Here is an 18,353-nt window from a genome sequence, read left to right as displayed (position 1 = left end):
GCACGCCGCCAGCGTTCGTCCTGAGCCAGGATCAAACTCTCCGTGAATGCTTCCGGGCTATCCCGGTGAACACTCGCGTTGAGCGGAACGAGCGGGAGGAATAGTCCCGTTCGTTCACAGCGTCCTCGCTGTGTTTTTCAAAGGAACCTCGTCACCGGAAGTGTTTCCGGTAGACGGGGTTATCAACATATCTGGCGTTGACTTTTGGCACGCTGTTGAGTTCTCAAGGAACGGACGCTTCCTTTGTGCCTGTTTCACCAGGCTCTCCGGGCGCTTCCCTTCGGTCTTGCGTTTCCGACTCTATCAGATCCTCGCGGCTCCGATTTTCGCCGGTGCGATCCGGCCTTTCGGCTTTCTCGCGGTTCCGACTTTAGCAGATCCGGATTCGTTTCGTTTCCGGTTCCGATTTCCGTCGGAGGGTTTGCCTCGGAGCAGCTTTTTCCGCTGCCCTTTCGGCGGGTTACTACTTTAGCGGCTTTCCCTGGCGGCTCATAATCGGGCCGGTGGGGTCGAATTTTGACAACGCAAAAAAGACCCGTCAGGGAATCGTTCGAGTAGTTGGTTTCGCCGCCTCACGGTCTGCGCAGAAGGCGCTGCCCGTCTCCAGCGGCTCGGGCCACGTTAGGCGTTTGACGAAACAGAGTCAAGTAGCGCTGGTGACGCGCCGTCGGGGAACGTGCCGGCGGTAGGGGCTGACGGTCGGGTCGCCCTCGATCCAGAAGCGCCAGGGGTGGTCGGCGCCGTCTCCGCCGACGCCGGTGCGGGGCCCGCTGCGTACCCGTTCGGGAGCCGGCGGGTGGCCATGCAGCAGGGTGAGGGGGGCGTCGCCGCCGCGGCAGAGGTCAGCGCCGTCGAGGCTGCGGTCGATGTCCAGGGCGGTGGCCAGGCGGGCCGGCCCCTTGGCGAGTTCGTCGAGCGTGCGGGCCTTGGGGCGACGGGCGGCGGCCAGGGTCGCGCCGGTCACGATCTCGCCGGCGCGCAGCAGGACGCCGCTCGCCTGGCCTTCGGGGGCGCAGACGGCGTTGAGGCTGAACCACATGCCGTAGATGAAGTAGACGTACGCATGGCCGGGCGGGCCGAACATGGTCGCATTGCGTGCGGTGCGGCCGCGGTAGGCGTGGGAGCCGGGGTCGTTCTCGCCGTCGTACGCCTCGACCTCGGTCAGCCGGAGTTCGATCGGGCCGTCGGGGGTGTGGCGGACGAGAGTGCGGCCCAGCAGGTCGGGGGCCACTTCCACGACGGGGCGGGCGAAGAAGTCGCGGTTGAGCGGCATTCGTTCCGGTACGTCGGTCATGCGGTCCGAGGGTAGTGGAGCCGATGTGGGCGGCGGCTGGCCAGGGAGGCGTCGGGGTTGGGAAGGTGTGGGCCGTGGAACCGGCCTGCGCGGTTCCACGTTTCCAGACGGCACCGTCGTAGGAAGTCGTAGGAAGCAGTCCGCAGGGATCGCATCGCTGGGATGCGGTGTACGGGGACCGGGACGTGGTTCCGGCACGTAGGTCAACGGAGCACAGGCGCTGGGCCTGGGGAGGACGAGCATGGGATTCAAGAAGCTGCTGGCGAGCCTGGGGGCCGGGGGCGCGTCGGTGGAGACGGTGCTCTTCGAGGAGAACGTCGTCCCGGGCGGGGTCGTGCAGGGTGAGGTGCGGATCCAGGGCGGGTCGGTGGCCCAGGAGATCCAGGGGCTGTCGGTCGGGCTCCAGGCGCGCGTCGAGGTGGAGAGCGGCGACGAGGAGTACAAGCGCAACGTCGAGTTCACCACCGTTCAGCTGGGCGGGGCGTTCCAGGTGCAGCCGGGTGCCGCGCACACCGTGCCGTTCGGGCTGGAGATCCCGTGGGAGACGCCGATCACCACGTTCCTGGGCACGCATCTGCACGGGATGAGCGTCGGCGTGACGACCGAGCTGGCCATCGCGCGGGCGGTGGACTCCACCGACCTCGACCCGGTGAACGTGCACCCGCTGCCGGCGCAGCAGGCGATCCTGGACGCGTTCGGGCGGCTCGGTTTCCGCTTCAAGGCCGCCGACCTGGAGCAGGGGCACATCCGGGGGACGCGGCAGCGGCTGCCCTTCTACCAGGAGATCGAGTTCTACGCCCCGCAGCAGTACCGGGGGCTGAACCAGGTCGAGCTGTCCTTCGTGGCCGACGACCGGGAGATGGACGTCGTGCTGGAGATGGACAAGAAGCCGGGGCTGTTCACCGAGGGCTCGGACACCTACCGGTCGTTCACGGTGGGTCTGCACGACTTCGAGGGGACCGACTGGGCGGCGTACCTCAACCAGTGGCTGGCGGAGGTCGGCGGCAAGCGGAACTGGCTCTAACCTGGCCGGACAGAGTGTCAGCAAGCGACCAGGAGGTGTTGCAGTGTCCGAGCTGAAGCGGCGGCCGCTCCCGCACGATTTCCACCCGCCGGTGCCGGAGTTCACGGTGTCGAGCGACGAGGTGGCACCGGGCGGGACGCTCCGGCCGGAGCAGGTCTACGCCGGGGGGAACCGTTCGCCGCAGCTGCGGTGGGACGGCGCGCCCGCGGGGACCAAGAGCTACGCCGTGACCTGCTACGACCCCGACGCGCCGACGGGCAGTGGCTTCTGGCACTGGACGCTGTTCGACATCCCGGCGTCGGTGACGGAGCTGCCGGCCGGCGCCGGGTCCGGGGAGATGAAGGGACTGCCCGAGGGCGCCGTTCATGTCCGCAACGACTACGGGACGCGGGACTTCGGGGGTGCGGCGCCGCCGCCCGGGGACGGTCCGCACCGCTATGTGTTCACGGTGTACGCGGTGGACCGGGCGAAGCTCGGGCCGGACGCGGACGCCTCGCCCGCGGTGGTGGGGTTCCACCTGCGGTTCCACGCCCTCGGGCGGGCCCAGCTGATCGCCGAGTACGAGGTGCCGGCGGCGGGCTGAGCGCCGTAATTCCGTTGCGCCCCAGCGCTTCTCGCACGCAGAGTGGTACCCGAGCCGTCGCCCCTTCATCAGGGCGTCGGGCAGCTGGTACCGCATGAGCGGGAGCGGTGGGGCGCAGGTGTGTCGCCGGCCGTTTGTCGGAGCCCGCACTCGTGTCGGGTGTCCTCGCCGGCTGTCGTTCGCTCCGGGTCTCGCGTGTTCACGGGGGTGGGACCCGGAGCGATCTCCTTTCCGCCACGTTCCCCGGTGTGCCGGGTACGCCGGACCACCGTGTCTTCATCTTCCGATCGCTCTCCATTTCCCTTGTGGCATGCGGAAATTGCGTTGTTCGGGGAATACCTGCCGCTGCACAGTGGAGCAACTTCGCCACGGGGGCGGAGCGGGTCCGGGAGGTGGACGGGATGCGCGAGACGCTGGTGCTGAATGCGAGCTTCGAGCCGCTGGCGACGGTGTCGCTGCGACGTGCGGTGGTGCTGGTCATGCAGGACAAGGCCGTCGTCGAGCACGCGCACCCGGGGCTGCGGATACGTGCCGCTTCGGTGGACGTCCCGGTGCCGCAGGTGATCAGGCTGAGCCGGTACGTACGGGTGCCGTTCCGAAGACGGGCGCCCTGGTCGCGGCGGGGCGTGCTGGTGCGTGACCAGCACCGGTGTGCGTACTGCGGGCGCAGGGCGACGACCGTCGATCACGTCGTGCCGCGGTCGCACGGCGGTGGGGACACCTGGCTGAATACCGTCGCCTCGTGCGCGGAGGACAACCACCGCAAGGCGGACCGTACGCCCGAGCAGGCGGGGATGCAGTTGCTGCGGCGGCCGTTCGAGCCGACGCCGGCGGACGCGCTGCTGTCGACGCTGGGGGTGTCGGTGCGGGACGCGCTGCCGGAGTGGCTGGCGCAGCCGGCCTAGAGGCTGCTCGCCGCCGCGGCCCGTCCAGGGGCCGGGGCGGCGTCGGCCGTCGTTCGACTCCCCTTATTTGCGGAGGAGTTGGACGATGGCCACGAGCCCCACGAGGACGATCAGGGCACGCAGGGCGAGGGGCGGCAGTCGGCGGCCGAGCTTGGCGCCGAGCACGCCGCCGAGGGTGGAGCCGAGGGCGATCAGGGCGACGGCCTCCCAGTCGAAGGTGGCGACGAAGAGGAAGAAGACCGCCGCGACGCCGTTGACGATCGCGGCGAGGACGTTCTTTATGGCATTGAGGCGCTGTAGGTCCTCGTTGAGCAGCAGGCCCATCAGGGAGAGGTAGATCACGCCCTGTGCGGCGCCGAAGTAGCCGCCGTAGACGCTGGCGAACAGCAGACCGACGAGCAGGGCGACGCCGCCGTCGGGGTGGGCGGTGGTGCCGTTGCGCTCGCGACGGGCGCGGAGCCGGGCGGCGAGCGTGGGCTGCACCACGACGAGGACGAGCGCGAGGCCGATGAGTCCGGGGACGATCGCGTCGAAGGCCTTTGAGGGCAGCGCCAGCAGCAGGATCGCGCCGCCCAGGCCGCCGAGCATGGCGGTGATCCCGAAGCGCAGCAGGCGGCGGCGCTGGCCGGAGAGTTCACGGCGGTAGCCGAAGGCGCCGCTGAGCGAACCGGGCACCAGGCCCAGGGTGTTGGAGACGTTGGCGGTGACCGGCGGCAGTCCGAAGGCCAGCAGCACCGGGAAGGTGATGAGGGTCCCGGACCCGACGATGGTGTTGATCGTGCCGGCGCCGACCCCTGCGGCGAGGACGGCGACGGCTTCCCAGATGCTCATGCTGCTCCCCCGGGCATGATCGGTACGGTCCCGCCCGATCATGCCCCAGGGGCGCGCGGCCGTCAGTCGATCGGCGGGTTTTCGTGCTTCGGCGCACTGGGCTTGGGGATCGAGCCGCCGCCGGTGGGCGGGGTGAAGTTGCCGATGGCGCCGCCCAGGCCCTTGAGGGCGTCGCCGATCTCGCTGGGCACGATCCAGAGCTTGTTGGCGTCGCCTTCGGCGATCTTCGGGAGCATCTGGAGGTACTGGTAGGAGAGCAGCTTCTGGTCCGGGTCGCCGGCGTGGATGGACTCGAAGACCACCCGGATCGCCTGGGCCTCGCCCTCGGCGCGCAGGGCGGCGGCCTTGGCCTCACCTTCGGCGCGGAGGATGGAGGACTGCTTCTCACCCTCGGCGGTCAGGATCTGGGACTGCCGGACACCTTCGGCCTGGAGGATGGCGGCGCGCTTGTCACGGTCGGCGCGCATCTGCTTCTCCATCGAGTCCTGGATGGAGGTCGGCGGCTCGATGGCCTTCAGCTCGACGCGGTTGACACGGATGCCCCACTTGCCGGTGGCCTCGTCGAGGACGCCGCGCAGCGCCGCGTTGATCTCCTCGCGGGAGGTCAGGGTCCGTTCGAGGTCCATGCCGCCGATGATGTTCCGGAGCGTGGTGACGGTGAGCTGCTCGATGGCCTGGATGTAGCTGGCGACCTCGTACGTCGCGGCGCGGGCGTCCGTCACCTGGTAGTAAATGACTGTGTCGATGTTCACGACCAGGTTGTCCTGGGTGATCACCGGCTGCGGCGGGAACGGCACGACCTGCTCACGGAGGTCGATGCGGTTGCGGATGGAGTCGATGAACGGGACGACGATGTTCAGGCCCGCGTTCAGCGTTCTCGTGTAGCGGCCGAAGCGTTCGACGATGGCGGCGCTGGCCTGGGGGATGACCTGGATCGTTTTGATGAGTGCGACGAACACGAGCACCACCAGGATGATCGGTACGATGATGATCCCTGCCACAGCGGTTCCCGTGCCCTTCGTTGCTGGTCCGAGCCGGCCGGCGACCGGCTATTGCCGTTGATCAGTCTTTCAGAGACGTGACGCGTCGCGCAGTGGGTTCAGGTCAGATGACGACGGCGGTGGCGCCGTCGATCTCGACGACGTCCACCTGCTGGCCGGGTTCGTAGACCCGTTCGGCGTCCAGGGCGCGGGCGGACCAGATCTCGCCGGCGAGCTTGATGCGGCCGCCCACACCGCCGTCGACCCGTTCCAGGACCGTGGCGCTGCGGCCCTTGAGCGCGTCGACGCCGGAGGCGAGCTGGGGGCCCTGGCGGCGATGGCGGTTGGCGATGGGGCGTACGACGGCGATCAGCGCGACCGACACGGCGGCGAACACCAGGAACTGCGGAACGGTGCCGCCACCGAGCGCAGCGGTGACGGCACCGGCGACGGCACCGACCGCGAACATCCCGAACTCGGGCATCGCGGTCACGACGAGGGGAATACCCAGCCCTACGGCGGCGATCAGCCACCACACCCATGGATCCACGGTGTTCATGGTAGGTCCGGGCGGCGGCACGGGACAGGGCGCGACCGGTCAGCGGCACGGAGCACGCGCGGGGCGCGCCGCGGCACGTCCAGGGGGCGCCGGGCCGGCGGGCGTCAGGTCAGCGGCAGGCCCTGCGCGGTCCAGCGGTCGCCCACCTGCTCCACGATCAGCGGGAGGCCGAAGCAGTGCGAGAGGTTGCTGGAGGTCAGTTCCAGGTCGATCGGGCCGGCGGCCAGCACCTTGCCCTGACGGATCATCAGGACGTGGGTGAAGCCGGGGGCGATCTCCTCGACGTGGTGGGTGACCATGAGCATCGAGGGCGCGTACGGGTCGCGGGCCAGCCGGCCGAGGCGGCGGACCAGGTCCTCGCGGCCACCGAGGTCGAGGCCGGCGGCCGGCTCGTCCAGCAGGAGCAGCTCGGGGTCGGTCATCATCGCGCGGGCGATCAGGGTGCGCTTGCGCTCGCCCTCGGAGAGGGTGCCGAACTTCCGGTCGAGGTAGTCGTTCATGCCGAGGCGGTCGAGGAAGGCGCGGGCACGCTGCTCGTCGACGTCCTCGTAGTCCTCCTGCCAGTGCGCGGTCATGCCGTACGCGGCGGTGAGCACGGTCTGGAGGACGGTCTGGCTGCGCGGCAGCTTGTCGGCGAGCGCGATGCCGGCGATGCCGATGCGCGGGCGGAGGTCGAAGACGTCGACCTTGCCGAGCTGCTCACCGAGGATCGAGGCGGCGCCCTTGGTGGGGAAGAGGTAGCTGGAGGCGAGGTTCAGCAGGGTGGTCTTGCCGGCGCCGTTGGGGCCAAGGATCACCCAGCGCTCCCCTTCCTTGACCGACCAGGAGACCTGGTCCACCAGAGCCCGTCCTTCGCGGACCACGGATACGTCCACCAGCTCCAGCACATCGCTCATGAGCGCGTTGTCTCCCATTGCATCTCGGTCGTCGCGTACACCTGTAGGCGCAGCCCCCTGCAAACCTACGCCACTCGTTGTCAGTGCCGTTCCCTAGGCTGGGGACCATGCTCAATGAACCTCGCTCGGGTCTGCTGGCGGCATGGGGAAATGCCCTATTGGCCGGACTTGTCTCACCTGATGAAGCCGCGCACCGCATCGCGGACGACGACGCGGTGCACCGCGTGGAGGGCCTGCCCGGGGAGGACGCGCCGGTCGGGCTGACGCTCGCGCTGGGGCGGCTGCGGGCGCTGGGGGCGATCGGCCTGCGGGTGGCGCTGCCGGTGCCGGGGCATCCGCTGGGGCTGTGCGGACCGCCGGAATTCAATGCCCGGGCGCTGGCGGCCGGGGAGGCGGTGCTCGCGGCGGGCGCCGGGCTGGGGCTGGTTCCGGAGACGTACGAGGCCGGGCCCGAGGGGGGTGCCGCGCCGGACGTGCATGTGGAGGTGGTCTGGCGCTGTCTGCCGGTGCGGGAGGCGCCGCCGGCCGATGTGCCGTCGCTGGGTGAGGCGGAGCGGGAGCTGGCGGAGGCGCTGCGGGAGGCGACCGAGGTGCTCTCGAAGCTGGACGTGGCCGGAGCCGGTCCGGTGGCGGAGGCCGCGCTGGCGGCGTACCGGGCCCGCGCGGAGGCCGGGCGGCAGATACTGGCTCCCGGATACCCGCCGCGGGCGGTGCGGGTGCTGGAGCTGGCACAGCGGGTCGCCGCGCTGATCGACATCGCACGCGCCGCGGGCGGTGACGGGGAGCACGGCGGGGCGGTGAGCTCGTCGGAGATCGCGGCTCGCGCGGAGGCGCTGCGCCCGGTGGAGCGTACGGCGCGGCGGGCGCAGGTGGCCGCGTACAACTCCGCGGCGGAGGAGCGGGAACGGCACCGGGGGTGAGCGGGTGAAACGGGGCGGGCCCCGCCGGACCATTGTGTGGTCGCCGACGGGGCCGTTGCCGAGATGGGCCGAACAGCTCTGGGCAGGGCGAGCTGTTCACCCCCGCTCGGACAACCTCAGTGGTTCGAGCTGCTGTTGTCGAAGGTGGGGTTGAGCGCGCCGATGACATTGGCGCTGTTGCCGGTGGCGTTCACCGGGACGTGGACGGGAACCTGGGCGAGGTTGCCCGAGCCGATGCCCGGCGAGTGGGTGGCCTTGCCGTCGGCCTGCGCGCCGCCGTGGGCGGACGCCGAACCGGCGGCCGCGGCGAGGACGAAGCCGGTGGCAGCGACGACGAGCGCGGCCTTCTTGGCGGTGTTCATGGTGTGAGTGAGTTCCTTACGCGGTGGCACGGGGCCACGCATGACGAGAGGACCGGCCGGCGCCTCAGTTGTTGATGCTGGAATTGGCGAAATTGGGGCTGAGGAGGCTCACGGCGTCGACGCTGTTGCCGGTGATGTTCACCGGGATGTGCACGGGCGCCTGGGTGTTGTTGCCGGAGGCGATGCCCGGGGAGCACACGGCCTGACCGCCGGCCTGCGCACCATCGGTGGCGAACGCGGCACCGGCGGCCGCGCCGAGGGCGAGACCGGTGACGGAGAGAACGAAGGCGGCCTTCTTGACGGTGTTCATGAGGTGAGTTCCTTACGTGGTGGCGAACGGAGCCGCGATGACGCGCGCGGCCGGGTGGGCGGGACCTGCGTGGGTGCCGGTCAGTCGTTCTCGCAGACGTTGCCGAACGTCGGGTTGAGCACCCCGACGACGGAGACGGAGTTGCCGCAGGCGTTCACGGGGACGTGCACCGGCGCCTGAACGAGGTTGCCGGAGACGACGCCCGGGGAGTTCTTGGCCTCGCCGCCGGCCTGTGCGCCACCGTGGGCGAACGCCGAACCGGCGGCCGCGCCGAGGGCGAGACCGGTGACGGAGAGAACGAGGGCGGCCTTCTTGGCGGTGTTCATGGGGAAGAGTTCCTCACGTGGTGGCACGGGGCCACGGATGACGGTGGTGGTGCGGAGGAGGACCGGCCGCTCGTCCAGGGGGCGACGGGGTCGGTCCGGCGCGATCCGCCCGGCCCTGACGGAGCGGGGACCGGGTGGATCGCGCGGCGGCACCGCGTCAGTTGTTGACGCAGCGCTGACCGAAGTTGGGGCTGAGCAGGCCCGCGATGGTGATGCTGTCGCCACAGAGGTTCACGGGGGTGTGCACCGGCACCTGGGTGTTGTTACCGGAGACGATGCCCGGGGAGTTCACGGCCTGGCCGCCGGCCTGCGGGGTGTGGGCCGAAGCGACGCCGGCTCCCGCGAGGGCGAGACCGCTCGCCACCATCGTGATGGCCGCTGCGCGCTTGATGTTCTTCACTTCTCTAGCTCCTCATTGCCGTTGCCGTGACCAGCCGCCACGACTGCACTGGACAACGGCCCGGCCCGAGGAGGGATACGCCAAACGGGCTATGGCTACACGACAGTATGAATCTCTGATCGGAAGTCGACGTTCGGCTTGACGCATTGTCGTACGGGAGGACCGTCCGACGTCCGCGGCGCACGGCTCCGCGACGCCAAAACGGCCCGGTCAGGCGCTGGTCAGAGGCCGGTCGGGCCCTGGTCAGGCGCTGATTCCGTGCCGTACGGCCCACAGCGCGGCCTGGGTGCGGTCGGCCAGGTCGAGCTTCATCAGGATGTTGGAGACATGGGTCTTGACGGTCTTCTCGGACAGCACCAGGGCCCGGGCGATCTCACGGTTGGAGCGGCCGTCCGCGATCAGGCCGAGCACCTCGCTCTCCCGCTCGGTGAGGGAAGTGCCGCGCCCCTGGCCGCCGTTGGCCTCGTCCTGGGAGAGCAACGCCCCGGCCACCTCGGGCTGTAGCAGGACGTGGCCGGCGTGTACCGAGCGGATGGCGGCGGCCAGCGCATCGGGGTCGATGTCCTTGTAGACGTAGCCGGCCGCGCCCGCGCGCAGCGCCGGGACGACGGTGCGCTGTTCGGTGAAGCTGGTGACCACCAAGACCCTTGCGGGGTTGTCGAGTTCACGCAGCTTGCGGAGCGCCTCGATGCCGTCCATGCCGGGCATCTTCACGTCCATCAGGACGACGTCCGGGCGCAGTTGCTCGGCGGCGGCGATGCCCTCGGCTCCGTCCGAGGCCTCCCCCACCACCTGGATGTCGTCCTGGACCTCCAGGAACGTGCGCAGACCTCGACGGACGACCTGGTGATCGTCGACGAGGAGTACGCGGATCGAGCCGGTGTCAGCCACCGGGCACCTCCATCTCGACAGCGGTGCCCTTGCCGGGCTCCGACTCCACGGTGAGCTTCCCACCGACGCCGCCGGCACGGTCGTGCATCGACACCAGACCCAGGTGACGGCCCGCGCGGCGGACCGCACCCGGGTCGAAGCCGCGGCCGTCGTCGGCGATCCGCAGCACCGCACCCTGGCCGTTGCGGGACAGCGTGACCTCGACGCGCGCGGCGTCCGAGTGCCGCAGGGCGTTGTGCAGTGCCTCCTGTGCGACCCGGAGCATGGCCTCCTCCTGGGCGGCGGGCAGCGCCCGTACGCCGTGGGCGGCGAAGGTGACGGAGGCGGAGTGGGCGCGGTCCAGGACCTGGACCTGGGAGCGCAGGGTGGCGACCAGGCCGTCCTCGTCCAGGGCGGCGGGGCGCAGCTCGACGACGGCGGCGCGCAGTTCCTCGGCGGCCTCCGCGGCGAGCGCGGCGACCTGGTGGAGCTCGTCCTTGGCGCGGGCCGGGTCGCGGTCGACCAGGGCGGTGGCGGCCTGGGCGGTGAGGCGGAGCGAGAAGAGCTTCTGGGCGACCGCGTCGTGCAGTTCGTGGGCGAGCCGGGCGCGCTCGCCGGCGATGGTCAGCTCGCGGCTGCGCTCGTAGAGGCGGGCGTTGGTGAGGGCGATGGCGGCGTGCTGCGCGAGTATGCCGAGCAGGCGCTCGTCGTCCGCGGTGAAGCCGCAGCCGTTCCCGTCGGAGGAGGGCTTGGGGCAGCGCTTGTTGGCCAGGAAGAGGGCGCCGAGGATCTCGTCGCCGTCGGCGACCGGCAGGCCGAGGAAGTCGGACATGTCCGGGTGGGCGGCGGGCCAGCCACCGAAGCGGGGGTCCGCGCGGACGTCGGCGAGCCGCTCGGGGGTGGCGTTGTGGAGCATCGCGGCGAGGATGCCGTGCTGCCGGGGCAGCGGGCCGATGGCCTTCCACTGCTCGGCGCTGACGCCGTCGACGACGAACTGGGCGAAGCCGCCGTGGTCGTCGGGCACCCCCAGGGCGGCGTACTCGGCGTCCAGCAGTTCGCGGGCCGAGGCCACGATCGTCTTGAGGACGTCGCGCACCTCCAGATGCCTGCTCATCGCCAGGATCGCGGTGCTCACCGCGGGGATCCCGGCTCCCGGTCCGTTGGTCATGGCTTCACCGTACCGGCGGGGTGACCTGCCCGTATCGGTCCGGCGACGCCTGCCGTCTACGACCCGCGGCCTAGGCCGAATGCCCTGGTCACGGCAGGTCCACCGGCCGACGCCCGGGTGCCGGCGGCGTTCCTACGGTGAGGGCGAGGGCCCGGGGCGCTCCGGCCCGGGCGGGAGCCGGACGAGGGGACGCGATCATGCCAGTGGCGATCATCACGGGGGCATCGAAGGGGCTGGGCCGGGCGCTCGCCGAGGCGCTGGCCGTACGGGGCTGGGACCTGGTGGTGGATGCCAGGTCGGCGGGCCCGCTGGAGGAGGCGGCGCGCGGGCTGCGGAGCGTGGGAGCGCGGGTGGTGGCGCTGCCCGGGGACGTGACGGACGGCGGGCACCGGGCGGCGCTGGTGGCCGCGGCCGGGGAGTTGGGCGGGCTCGATCTGCTGGTGAACAACGCCAGCGCACTGGGCGCGGAGCCGCTGGTGCGGCTGGCGGAGCTTCCGCTGGAGGGGTTCCGGAGGGCGCTGGAGGTGAATGCGGTGGCGCCGCTGGGGATGATCAAGGAGGCTATGCCGCTCTTGCGCGGTTCGCGTAATTTCTCCTATCTCTCCTCGTATGGAGCGGACGCCCCTTATATAGGGGACGCCCCTCGCGGAGGGGATGCCGGCAAAGGCGAGACGTACGATCCACACCCTTACTCCGGAAATACCCAAAACGCCAAATTGTCCGTTTCATCCACTTATTCCGGGGTAGCGGGGGCGATCCTCACGATCAGTTCCGACGCGGCCGTCGAGGCCTATCCGACCTGGGGCGGCTACGGGGCGTCCAAGGCGGCGCTGGAACAGCAGTCGGCGGTGCTGGCGGAGGAGGAGCCGGGACTTCGGGTGTGGTGGGTGGATCCGGGCGATATGCGGACCGACCTGTATGCCGCCGCCGTCCCGGACGACGACGTCTCCGGGCGGCCGGCGCCCGCGACGGTGGTCCCGGCGCTGTTGCGGCTGCTGGACGAGGCGGCGCCCAGCGGGCGGTACACCGCGGCCGGGCTGCGGGCCGGCTCCGGCACGGTGGGCTCCCGATGATCACCGAGGCGCTCCAGGTTCCCGGGGAGCTCTCCGCCCGGGTGCCGGCCGAGCAGCGGGGGCCCGGCCTGGGGCGGGACGCCGTACGGCTCATGGTGAGCCGGGGCGGGGCCGAGCCGGCCCACCACGCCTTCGGGGAGCTGCCGGAGCTGCTGACGGCCGGCGACGTCCTGGTGGTGAACACCTCACGGACGCTGCCGGCGGCGGTGGACGGCCGCATCGGCGACGGCCGGGGGCGCGGCGAGCCGGTGGTGGTGCACTTCTCCACCCGGGCGGACCGCCGGCACCCGGCGGGCCGGGCGGTGGCCGATCACTGGGCGGTGGAGCTGCGCTGCCCCGACGGCCGGGGCAGCACCCGGCCGCGGGCCGGCGGCCCGGCCGGCACGGTGGTCCGGCTGCCGGGCGGGGCGCGGCTGGCGCTTCAGGCCCCGGTGGACCCGGCGGGCACCCGGCTGTGGTGGGCGCGGCTCGCGGGCGCACCGGCCATCGAGCTGATGCGGCGCCACGGCCGGCCGATCCGGTACGGCTACACCGACCACGACCAGCCGCTGGCCGCCTATCAGACCGTGTTCGCGGTGGACTCCCCCGGCGACGGGAGCGCGGAGATGCCGAGCGCGGCCCGACCGTTCACCGCGGAGCTGGTGGCGCGGCTGGCCGCGACGGGGGTGCAGTTCGCGCCGATCTCGCTGCACACGGGGGTGGCGTCGGCGGAGGCGTTCGAGCCGCCCTATCCGGAGCGGTTCGTGGTGCCGCCGGCGACGGCGTGGCTGGTCAACGCCGTACGGGCGGGCCGCAGGGCGGCACGGGGCGGCCCCGGCGGGCGGGTCGTGGCGGTGGGGACGACCGCCGTGCGGGCGCTGGAGTCGGCGGCCGGGCCGGACGGTCGGGTGCGGGCCGCGGCCGGCTGGACGGACCTGGTGGTGACGCCCGAGCGCGGGGTGCGGGCGGTGGACGGCCTGCTCACCGGGCTGCACGAGCCCACCGCCTCGCACCTGCTGATGCTGGAGGCGGTGGCGTCGGCGACGGCCGACGGGGAGGCGCTGCGGCGCGCGTACGCGGCCGCGGTGGAGCGGCGCTACCTGTGGCACGAATTCGGCGACCTGCACCTGCTGCTGCCGGACTGAGTCCCACACTCGGCGCATGTCGCCATCAACGAGGAGCTGGAAGCCGACCCACGGCGAGCCCTACCGGCCGGTGCCGTACCGACCCGAGCGGATGACCGCGGCGGAGTCGCTGGCCCGCGCAGCCGAGCTGCGGGAGCGGATGGGTCGGCGTCGCACGGTCCGCCAGTTCGCCGCCGACCCGGTGCCGGAGCAGGTGGTCAGGGACGCGATCGCCTGCGCGGCCACCGCGCCGTCCGGGGCGCATCAGCAGCCGTGGACGTTCGTCCTGGTCAAGGACCCCGGGGTGCGCCACCGGATCAGGGCGGCGGCGGAGGCGGAGGAACGGGTCTCCTACCAGGGCCGGCTGGGCGAGGAGTGGCTGGCGGCGCTGCGGCCGCTGGGCACCGACGAGGTCAAGCCGCATCTGACCGACGCGCCGCAGCTGATCGTGGTCTTCCAGCAGCGGCACTGGCTGGGCGAGGACGGCAGCAAGCGCAAGCACTACTACGTGGACGAGTCCGTGGGGATCGCGGTCGGCATGCTGCTGACCGCGCTGCACCTGTCGGGGTTGGCGGCGCTGGTGCACACGCCCAGTCCGATGCGGTTCCTCCAGGAGGTGCTGGGACGGCCCGCCAACGAGAAGGCGTTCGCGGTGCTTCCGGTCGGATACCCCGCCCCGGAGTGCGAAGTGCCCGATTTGGTCCGAAAGTCCCTTGACCAGGTCATGGTCGAGGTCTGACCTCCACAGACTGTGCATTCGCAATTACGTCTGGCGAGATAAACCCTTCCACGGTGTGACGCCGCTAATAGGACGCATATCACTTACGACCCGGGTTAGTGGCCAGGTAAATACAGTGTGAGCTGCGAAATTACGGTATGGGACGCAATATTCCCGGCCATGGTTCCACTAACTCGGATCGTACGTCACACCTTTGCCGGGGGAATTTCCGGCCGCTAAGAATGGCTCCCGTCGCTCGGCGCCGTGGTTCGGAACTCGGCGTTCGCCACCGCTCAGGGCCCGTGCGACGTCCCCCAGTGGAAGGTCTGTCCCGCCATGCCCAAGCACGCGTTTTCCCGCCTCACCCGGACCCACAAGCTCTCGGCCGCCGGCATCGTCGCCGCCGGTGCCGCCGCTCTGGTCTTCTCCTCTGTTCCGGGCGCGAACGCCGGCCACGGCAAGCCCGAGGCCGTCGCCGTCGAGAACGTGAAGGACGTGAAGCCGGTCGCCTTCGCCGTGGTCGACACCGCAGCGAAGACCCAGCAGGCCACCATCGCCAAGCAGGCGGCCGACTCCGCCGCCAAGGGCCGGGCCGAGGCCGCCGCCAAGAGGGCCGCCGCCAAGAAGGCCGCCGCGCAGAAGGCCGCCGCGCAGAAGGCGAAGGCCGAAGCGAAGGCCAGGGCCGAGAAGGCGCACAAGGCGAAGCAGGCCGCCAGCCGGTCCGCCGTCCGCACCGCGATCCCCGCCGCCGCTCCGAAGCCGGCCGTCAAGACCTACCCGAACAACCTCGACGGCTGGATCCGCGAGTCGCTGGACGTCATGGCCAAGAAGGGCATCCCCGGCTCGTACAACGGCATCTACCGGAACATCATCCGGGAGTCGAGCGGTAACCCGAAGGCGATCAACCTCTGGGACATCAACGCCAAGAACGGGATCCCCTCCAAGGGCCTGCTCCAGGTGATCGACCCGACCTTCAAGTCGTACCACGTGAACGGCACCTCCTGGGACATCTACGACCCGGTCGCCAACATCACCGCGGCCTGCAACTACGCGGCCGCCAAGTACGGCTCGATGGACAACGTCAACTCGGCCTACTGAGCCGCCGGTTCACCCGGTCCGCGTTGCGCACACACCGCCGAGGGGCGGCACCCACGATCGGGTGCCGCCCCTCGGGCGTCGGTGCGGAGCGCGCTACTTGCGCATGACCTCCGGCTCGTGGCGGCGCAGCAGCCGCGCGACGGCGAAGGCGAGCCCCACGCCGAGCGTGATCAGGATGATCATGTCCATCACGTAGACGCCGGTCTGGTGCTTCCACAGCGGGTCGGGGTTGCCCAGCTCCCACGGCAGCAGGGTGTTCATGTCGGCGGTCGCACCCATGGCGGCGACGGCCCAGCGCGACGGCATCAGCCAGGCGAACTGGGCGACGCCGGGGGTGTCGAAGAGCTGGAAGAGCACGCCGGTGAAGACGACCTGGACGATGGCGAACATGACCAGCAGCGGCATGGTCTTCTCGGCGGTCTTGACCAGCGAGGAGATGATCAGGCCGAACATCATCGAGGTGAAGCCCAGCGCGATGATCGCCAGGGCCATCTCGATGGCCGGCGCCTTGGGGATCACCAGGCCCTCAGTGGGCATGTTGCGGGTCGAGAAGCCGATCGCCGCGATGATCACGCCCTGAATGGCCGTGACCACGCCGAGCACGATCACCTTGGACATCAGGTACGCCGACCGCGACAGGCCGGTGGCCCGTTCGCGCTCGTAGATGACCCGCTCCTTGATCAGCTCACGGACCGAGTTGGCCGCCCCGGAGAAGCACATGCCGACCGCGAGGATCAGCATGATCGTGCTGGCGTCGCGGTTGGTGCGGTGCCGGTTGAGCGGTCCGTACCCGAGGCCGTAGTCGCTGGGGATCAGCATCGAGACCACGCCGAGCACCGCCGGCAGGATCAGCATCAGGCCCAGGAAGCCCCGGTCGGAGGCGAGCACCGAGACGTAGCGCCGCATCAGCGTCCACAGCTGCGAGCCCCAGCTCTGGGACTTCTGCATCCGGGCCGGCGGCGGCTGGATCGCCACCGACTGCGGGGCCACCGCGTCGATGTCGGCCGCGTACATCTGGTAGTGCGGGGAGCCGCGCCAGCGGCCCATCCAGTCGTAGTCGCGGTAGTTCTCGAAGGCCGAGAAGACGTCCGCCCAGGTGTCGTACTGGAAGAAGTTGAGCGCCTCCTCGGGCGGGCCGAAGTAGGCCACGCCACCGCCCGGGGCCATCACCAGCAGCTTGTCGCAGATGCCCAGTTCGGCCACCGAGTGGGTGACGACCAGGACCGTGCGGCCGTCGTCGGCGAGGCCGCGCAGCAGCTGCATGACGTCGCGGTCCATGCCCGGGTCGAGGCCGGAGGTCGGCTCGTCCAGGAAGATCAGCGACGGCTTGGTGAGCAGCTCCAGGGCCACCGAGACGCGCTTGCGCTGGCCGCCGGAGAGCGAGGTGACCTTCTTCTCCTTGTGCACATGGAGCTTGAGCTCGTGCAGCACCTCGTCGATCCGGGCCTCGCGCTCGGCCTCCGCGGTGTCACCGGGGAAGCGGAGCTTGGCGGCGTACCGGAGGGCCTTCTGGACGGTCAGCTCCTTGTGCAGGATGTCGTCCTGCGGGACCAGGCCGATGCGCTGGCGCAGCTCGGCGAACTGCTTGTAGAGGTTCCGGTTGTCGTAGAGGACGTCGCCCTGGTCGGCGGGGCGGTAGCCGGTCAGCGCCTTGAGCAGGGTCGACTTGCCGGAACCGGACGGGCCGATGACCGCGATCAGCGACTTCTCCGGGACGCCGAAGGAGACGTCCTTGAGGATCTGCTTGCCGCCGTCGACGGTGACCGTGAGGTGGCGGGCGGAGAAGGAGACGTCGCCGGTGTCGACGAACTCCTCCAGCCGGTCGCCGACCAGCCGGAAGGTGGAGTGGCCGACGCCGATGATGTCGTTCGGGCCGATCGGCGCCGTGCCGGACTTGGCGACCGGCTGACCGTTGACGTAGGTGCCGTTGTGGCTGCCCAGGTCGCGGATCTCGAAGCGGCCGTCAGGGGTGGCCCGGAACTCGGCGTGGTGGCGGGAGACCTGGAGGTCGGAGACGACCAGCTCGTTCTCCAGCGCACGACCGATGCGCATCACCCGGCCCGTGTCGAGGCGGTGGAACGTGGTCGGGCGGTCGCCGGTCGGGCGCTGCGCCGCGCGCTCCTGGGGCGGCTGTGCCGCTTGCGGGGGTACGGGCTGCTGGGCGGCCTGCTGGGGCGGGACGTACGGCGGCTGCTGCCCCTGCGGCGGCGCCTGCCAGCCCTGCTGGGCGGGCGGCTGCTGCGCGGGGGGCGCCTGCCAGCCCTGTGCCGCCTGGTGCTGCGGCGCCCCCGCGGACTGCGCGCTGAAGGCGTCGGCGGCCGGCGCCGGGGCGGACAGGGTGATCCGGGGACCGTCGGTGGCGTTGCCCAGATGCACGGTCGAGCCGGGGCCGATCTCCATCTGGTGGATCCGCTGGCCCTGGACGTACGTGCCGTTGGTACTGCCCTGGTCTTCGATGATCCAGCTGCGTGAGGACCATCGCACGGTGGCGTGGCGCCAGGAGACCCTGGCGTCGTCGAGCACCATGTCGCCCTGCGGATCACGGCCCACGTTGTAGGACCGGGACGGATCGAGCGTCCAGGTCCTTCCGTTCAATTCGAGTACGAGTTCAGGCACTCCATGCCCCATTACATAGTCCCCCGAGTGACGCCCTGTATGGGAAGTCTAGGGATGGCGAACATCGTGAGGAACTATTTCAGGCTCGGCCCGCGGACCGGAAACCGGGACGGTACTGGGGTGCAGACGGCTCCCACGGGACGCAATGCGAGTCCCCCCAAGAGGCATCATGATGGGATGGAACAGACACATTCCCGATAGCTGTCGACGGACCTCGCGGATCGTCGACCGGCCGGGGTGCGCCATCGGTCCGGATGTGTCCCGAACGCGCCGCGCCGGCACGGGCGTTGGCGTTCCGGGAGCCGCTCGGGCCGGCG

20 protein-coding genes are annotated in these 18,353 nt (G+C 70.7%); 8 read left to right on the top strand and 12 right to left on the bottom strand.

The features are described 5' to 3' along the window. Positions 1-643: 643 nt before the first annotated feature. On the bottom strand, positions 644-1,294 hold the full coding sequence (locus tag AB0C96_RS13525; RefSeq protein ID WP_362916833.1) for a DNA-3-methyladenine glycosylase: 651 nt from the start codon (positions 1,292-1,294) through the stop codon (positions 644-646). Between the two features lie 241 nt (positions 1,295-1,535). On the opposite strand from AB0C96_RS13525, the gene AB0C96_RS13520 reads away from it, so the two are divergent. The 3 genes from AB0C96_RS13520 (at position 1,536) to AB0C96_RS13510 (ending at position 3,806) form a co-directional block, all read left to right on the top strand. After that, positions 1,536-2,318 carry a sporulation protein gene (locus AB0C96_RS13520; RefSeq protein ID WP_362916831.1) on the top strand — a complete coding sequence of 261 codons (783 nt, stop codon included), beginning with the start codon at positions 1,536-1,538 and terminating at the stop codon, positions 2,316-2,318. 43 nt (positions 2,319-2,361) lie between these two features. Next, positions 2,362-2,901 carry a YbhB/YbcL family Raf kinase inhibitor-like protein gene (locus AB0C96_RS13515; RefSeq protein ID WP_362916829.1) on the top strand — a complete coding sequence of 180 codons (540 nt, stop codon included), beginning with the start codon at positions 2,362-2,364 and terminating at the stop codon, positions 2,899-2,901. A gap of 401 nt (positions 2,902-3,302) precedes the next feature. Further along, entirely contained in the window at positions 3,303-3,806 is a 504-nt protein-coding gene (locus AB0C96_RS13510; protein WP_362916827.1) for an HNH endonuclease, read from the top strand. A 63-nt stretch (positions 3,807-3,869) separates the two neighbouring features. On the opposite strand, the gene AB0C96_RS13505 is transcribed toward AB0C96_RS13510, so the two are convergent. The 4 genes from AB0C96_RS13505 to AB0C96_RS13490 all read right to left on the bottom strand — a co-directional run bounded on the left by AB0C96_RS13505 (position 3,870) and on the right by AB0C96_RS13490 (position 7,072). Then, positions 3,870-4,637, bottom strand: a complete 768-nt coding sequence (locus AB0C96_RS13505; protein WP_362916825.1) for a sulfite exporter TauE/SafE family protein — start codon at positions 4,635-4,637, stop codon at positions 3,870-3,872. Between the two features lie 62 nt (positions 4,638-4,699). Then, entirely contained in the window at positions 4,700-5,638 is a 939-nt protein-coding gene (locus AB0C96_RS13500; RefSeq protein ID WP_362916823.1) for an SPFH domain-containing protein, read from the bottom strand. Between the two features lie 103 nt (positions 5,639-5,741). Continuing rightward, positions 5,742-6,176, bottom strand: a complete 435-nt coding sequence (locus AB0C96_RS13495) for an NfeD family protein (RefSeq protein WP_362916821.1) — start codon at positions 6,174-6,176, stop codon at positions 5,742-5,744. Positions 6,177-6,280: 104 nt separating this feature from the next. Further along, positions 6,281-7,072 (bottom strand): ABC transporter ATP-binding protein, encoded by a 792-nt coding sequence (locus AB0C96_RS13490; RefSeq protein WP_362916819.1) that lies wholly within the window; start codon positions 7,070-7,072, stop codon positions 6,281-6,283. Between the two features lie 107 nt (positions 7,073-7,179). Between AB0C96_RS13490 and AB0C96_RS13485 the strand changes: the two genes are divergently transcribed. After that, the gene (locus AB0C96_RS13485; protein WP_362916817.1) at positions 7,180-7,992 is read left to right on the top strand and encodes a hypothetical protein; all 813 of its coding nucleotides are present in this window, start codon (positions 7,180-7,182) and stop codon (positions 7,990-7,992) included. 116 nt (positions 7,993-8,108) lie between these two features. Here AB0C96_RS13485 and AB0C96_RS13480 read toward each other — a convergent pair whose 3' ends face one another. From AB0C96_RS13480 to AB0C96_RS13455, 6 genes are all read right to left on the bottom strand, one after another. Continuing rightward, complete coding sequence (locus tag AB0C96_RS13480) at positions 8,109-8,354, bottom strand: chaplin (RefSeq protein ID WP_362916815.1); 246 nt, start codon at positions 8,352-8,354, stop codon at positions 8,109-8,111. 64 nt (positions 8,355-8,418) lie between these two features. Continuing rightward, positions 8,419-8,664 (bottom strand): chaplin, encoded by a 246-nt coding sequence (locus AB0C96_RS13475; RefSeq protein WP_362916813.1) that lies wholly within the window; start codon positions 8,662-8,664, stop codon positions 8,419-8,421. An 80-nt stretch (positions 8,665-8,744) separates the two neighbouring features. After that, positions 8,745-8,990 carry a chaplin gene (locus AB0C96_RS13470; RefSeq protein ID WP_362916811.1) on the bottom strand — a complete coding sequence of 82 codons (246 nt, stop codon included), beginning with the start codon at positions 8,988-8,990 and terminating at the stop codon, positions 8,745-8,747. A 157-nt stretch (positions 8,991-9,147) separates the two neighbouring features. Next, positions 9,148-9,390, bottom strand: coding sequence for a chaplin (locus tag AB0C96_RS13465; protein WP_362916809.1), 243 nt, complete (start codon positions 9,388-9,390; stop codon positions 9,148-9,150). Positions 9,391-9,633: 243 nt separating this feature from the next. Further along, entirely contained in the window at positions 9,634-10,281 is a 648-nt protein-coding gene (locus AB0C96_RS13460) for a response regulator transcription factor (RefSeq protein WP_362916807.1), read from the bottom strand. Beyond that, positions 10,274-11,428, bottom strand: a complete 1,155-nt coding sequence (locus tag AB0C96_RS13455; protein WP_362916805.1) for a GAF domain-containing sensor histidine kinase — start codon at positions 11,426-11,428, stop codon at positions 10,274-10,276. The genes AB0C96_RS13460 and AB0C96_RS13455 overlap by 8 nt, the downstream gene beginning before the upstream one ends. A gap of 197 nt (positions 11,429-11,625) precedes the next feature. On the opposite strand from AB0C96_RS13455, the gene AB0C96_RS13450 reads away from it, so the two are divergent. The 4 genes from AB0C96_RS13450 to AB0C96_RS13435 all read left to right on the top strand — a co-directional run bounded on the left by AB0C96_RS13450 (position 11,626) and on the right by AB0C96_RS13435 (position 15,420). Next, a complete protein-coding gene (locus AB0C96_RS13450) occupies positions 11,626-12,501 on the top strand; it encodes an SDR family oxidoreductase (protein ID WP_362916803.1) in 876 nt (291 codons plus the stop codon). Then, positions 12,498-13,625 (top strand): S-adenosylmethionine:tRNA ribosyltransferase-isomerase, encoded by a 1,128-nt coding sequence (locus tag AB0C96_RS13445; protein ID WP_362916801.1) that lies wholly within the window; start codon positions 12,498-12,500, stop codon positions 13,623-13,625. Before AB0C96_RS13450 ends, AB0C96_RS13445 begins: the two co-directional genes overlap by 4 nt. A 16-nt stretch (positions 13,626-13,641) precedes the next feature. Then, positions 13,642-14,343 carry a nitroreductase family protein gene (locus tag AB0C96_RS13440; RefSeq protein WP_362916799.1) on the top strand — a complete coding sequence of 234 codons (702 nt, stop codon included), beginning with the start codon at positions 13,642-13,644 and terminating at the stop codon, positions 14,341-14,343. Positions 14,344-14,658: 315 nt separating this feature from the next. Then, positions 14,659-15,420 carry a transglycosylase SLT domain-containing protein gene (locus AB0C96_RS13435; protein ID WP_362916797.1) on the top strand — a complete coding sequence of 254 codons (762 nt, stop codon included), beginning with the start codon at positions 14,659-14,661 and terminating at the stop codon, positions 15,418-15,420. Positions 15,421-15,513: 93 nt separating this feature from the next. Here the strand turns inward: AB0C96_RS13435 and AB0C96_RS13430 are convergent, their stop codons facing one another. After that, on the bottom strand, positions 15,514-18,048 hold the full coding sequence (locus tag AB0C96_RS13430; RefSeq protein WP_362916795.1) for an FHA domain-containing protein: 2,535 nt from the start codon (positions 18,046-18,048) through the stop codon (positions 15,514-15,516). Positions 18,049-18,353 lie beyond the last annotated feature (305 nt).

Source organism: Streptomyces sp. NPDC048506 (assembly GCF_040651315.1).
Taxonomy (GTDB): Bacteria; Actinomycetota; Actinomycetes; order Streptomycetales; family Streptomycetaceae; genus Streptomyces.
The sequence above is the reverse complement of the archived record's forward strand: the minus strand, read 5'-3'. Positions and strand labels throughout refer to the sequence as shown.

What these genes read in the sequence shown, in the direction of transcription:
- AB0C96_RS13525 (WP_362916833.1), bottom strand. Translation starts at nt 1,294, where the DNA reads ATGACCGACGTACCGGAACGAATGCCGCTCAACCGCGACTTCTTCGCC.
- AB0C96_RS13520 (WP_362916831.1), top strand. Translation starts at nt 1,536, where the DNA reads ATGGGATTCAAGAAGCTGCTGGCGAGCCTGGGGGCCGGGGGCGCGTCG.
- AB0C96_RS13510 (WP_362916827.1), top strand. Translation starts at nt 3,303, where the DNA reads ATGCGCGAGACGCTGGTGCTGAATGCGAGCTTCGAGCCGCTGGCGACG.
- AB0C96_RS13505 (WP_362916825.1), bottom strand. Translation starts at nt 4,637, where the DNA reads ATGAGCATCTGGGAAGCCGTCGCCGTCCTCGCCGCAGGGGTCGGCGCC.
- AB0C96_RS13495 (WP_362916821.1), bottom strand. Translation starts at nt 6,176, where the DNA reads ATGAACACCGTGGATCCATGGGTGTGGTGGCTGATCGCCGCCGTAGGG.
- AB0C96_RS13490 (WP_362916819.1), bottom strand. Translation starts at nt 7,072, where the DNA reads ATGAGCGATGTGCTGGAGCTGGTGGACGTATCCGTGGTCCGCGAAGGA.
- AB0C96_RS13485 (WP_362916817.1), top strand. Translation starts at nt 7,180, where the DNA reads ATGCTCAATGAACCTCGCTCGGGTCTGCTGGCGGCATGGGGAAATGCC.
- AB0C96_RS13480 (WP_362916815.1), bottom strand. Translation starts at nt 8,354, where the DNA reads ATGAACACCGCCAAGAAGGCCGCGCTCGTCGTCGCTGCCACCGGCTTC.
- AB0C96_RS13475 (WP_362916813.1), bottom strand. Translation starts at nt 8,664, where the DNA reads ATGAACACCGTCAAGAAGGCCGCCTTCGTTCTCTCCGTCACCGGTCTC.
- AB0C96_RS13470 (WP_362916811.1), bottom strand. Translation starts at nt 8,990, where the DNA reads ATGAACACCGCCAAGAAGGCCGCCCTCGTTCTCTCCGTCACCGGTCTC.
- AB0C96_RS13455 (WP_362916805.1), bottom strand. Translation starts at nt 11,428, where the DNA reads ATGACCAACGGACCGGGAGCCGGGATCCCCGCGGTGAGCACCGCGATC.
- AB0C96_RS13450 (WP_362916803.1), top strand. Translation starts at nt 11,626, where the DNA reads ATGCCAGTGGCGATCATCACGGGGGCATCGAAGGGGCTGGGCCGGGCG.
- AB0C96_RS13445 (WP_362916801.1), top strand. Translation starts at nt 12,498, where the DNA reads ATGATCACCGAGGCGCTCCAGGTTCCCGGGGAGCTCTCCGCCCGGGTG.
- AB0C96_RS13440 (WP_362916799.1), top strand. Translation starts at nt 13,642, where the DNA reads ATGTCGCCATCAACGAGGAGCTGGAAGCCGACCCACGGCGAGCCCTAC.
- AB0C96_RS13435 (WP_362916797.1), top strand. Translation starts at nt 14,659, where the DNA reads ATGCCCAAGCACGCGTTTTCCCGCCTCACCCGGACCCACAAGCTCTCG.
- AB0C96_RS13430 (WP_362916795.1), bottom strand. Translation starts at nt 18,048, where the DNA reads ATGGGGCATGGAGTGCCTGAACTCGTACTCGAATTGAACGGAAGGACC.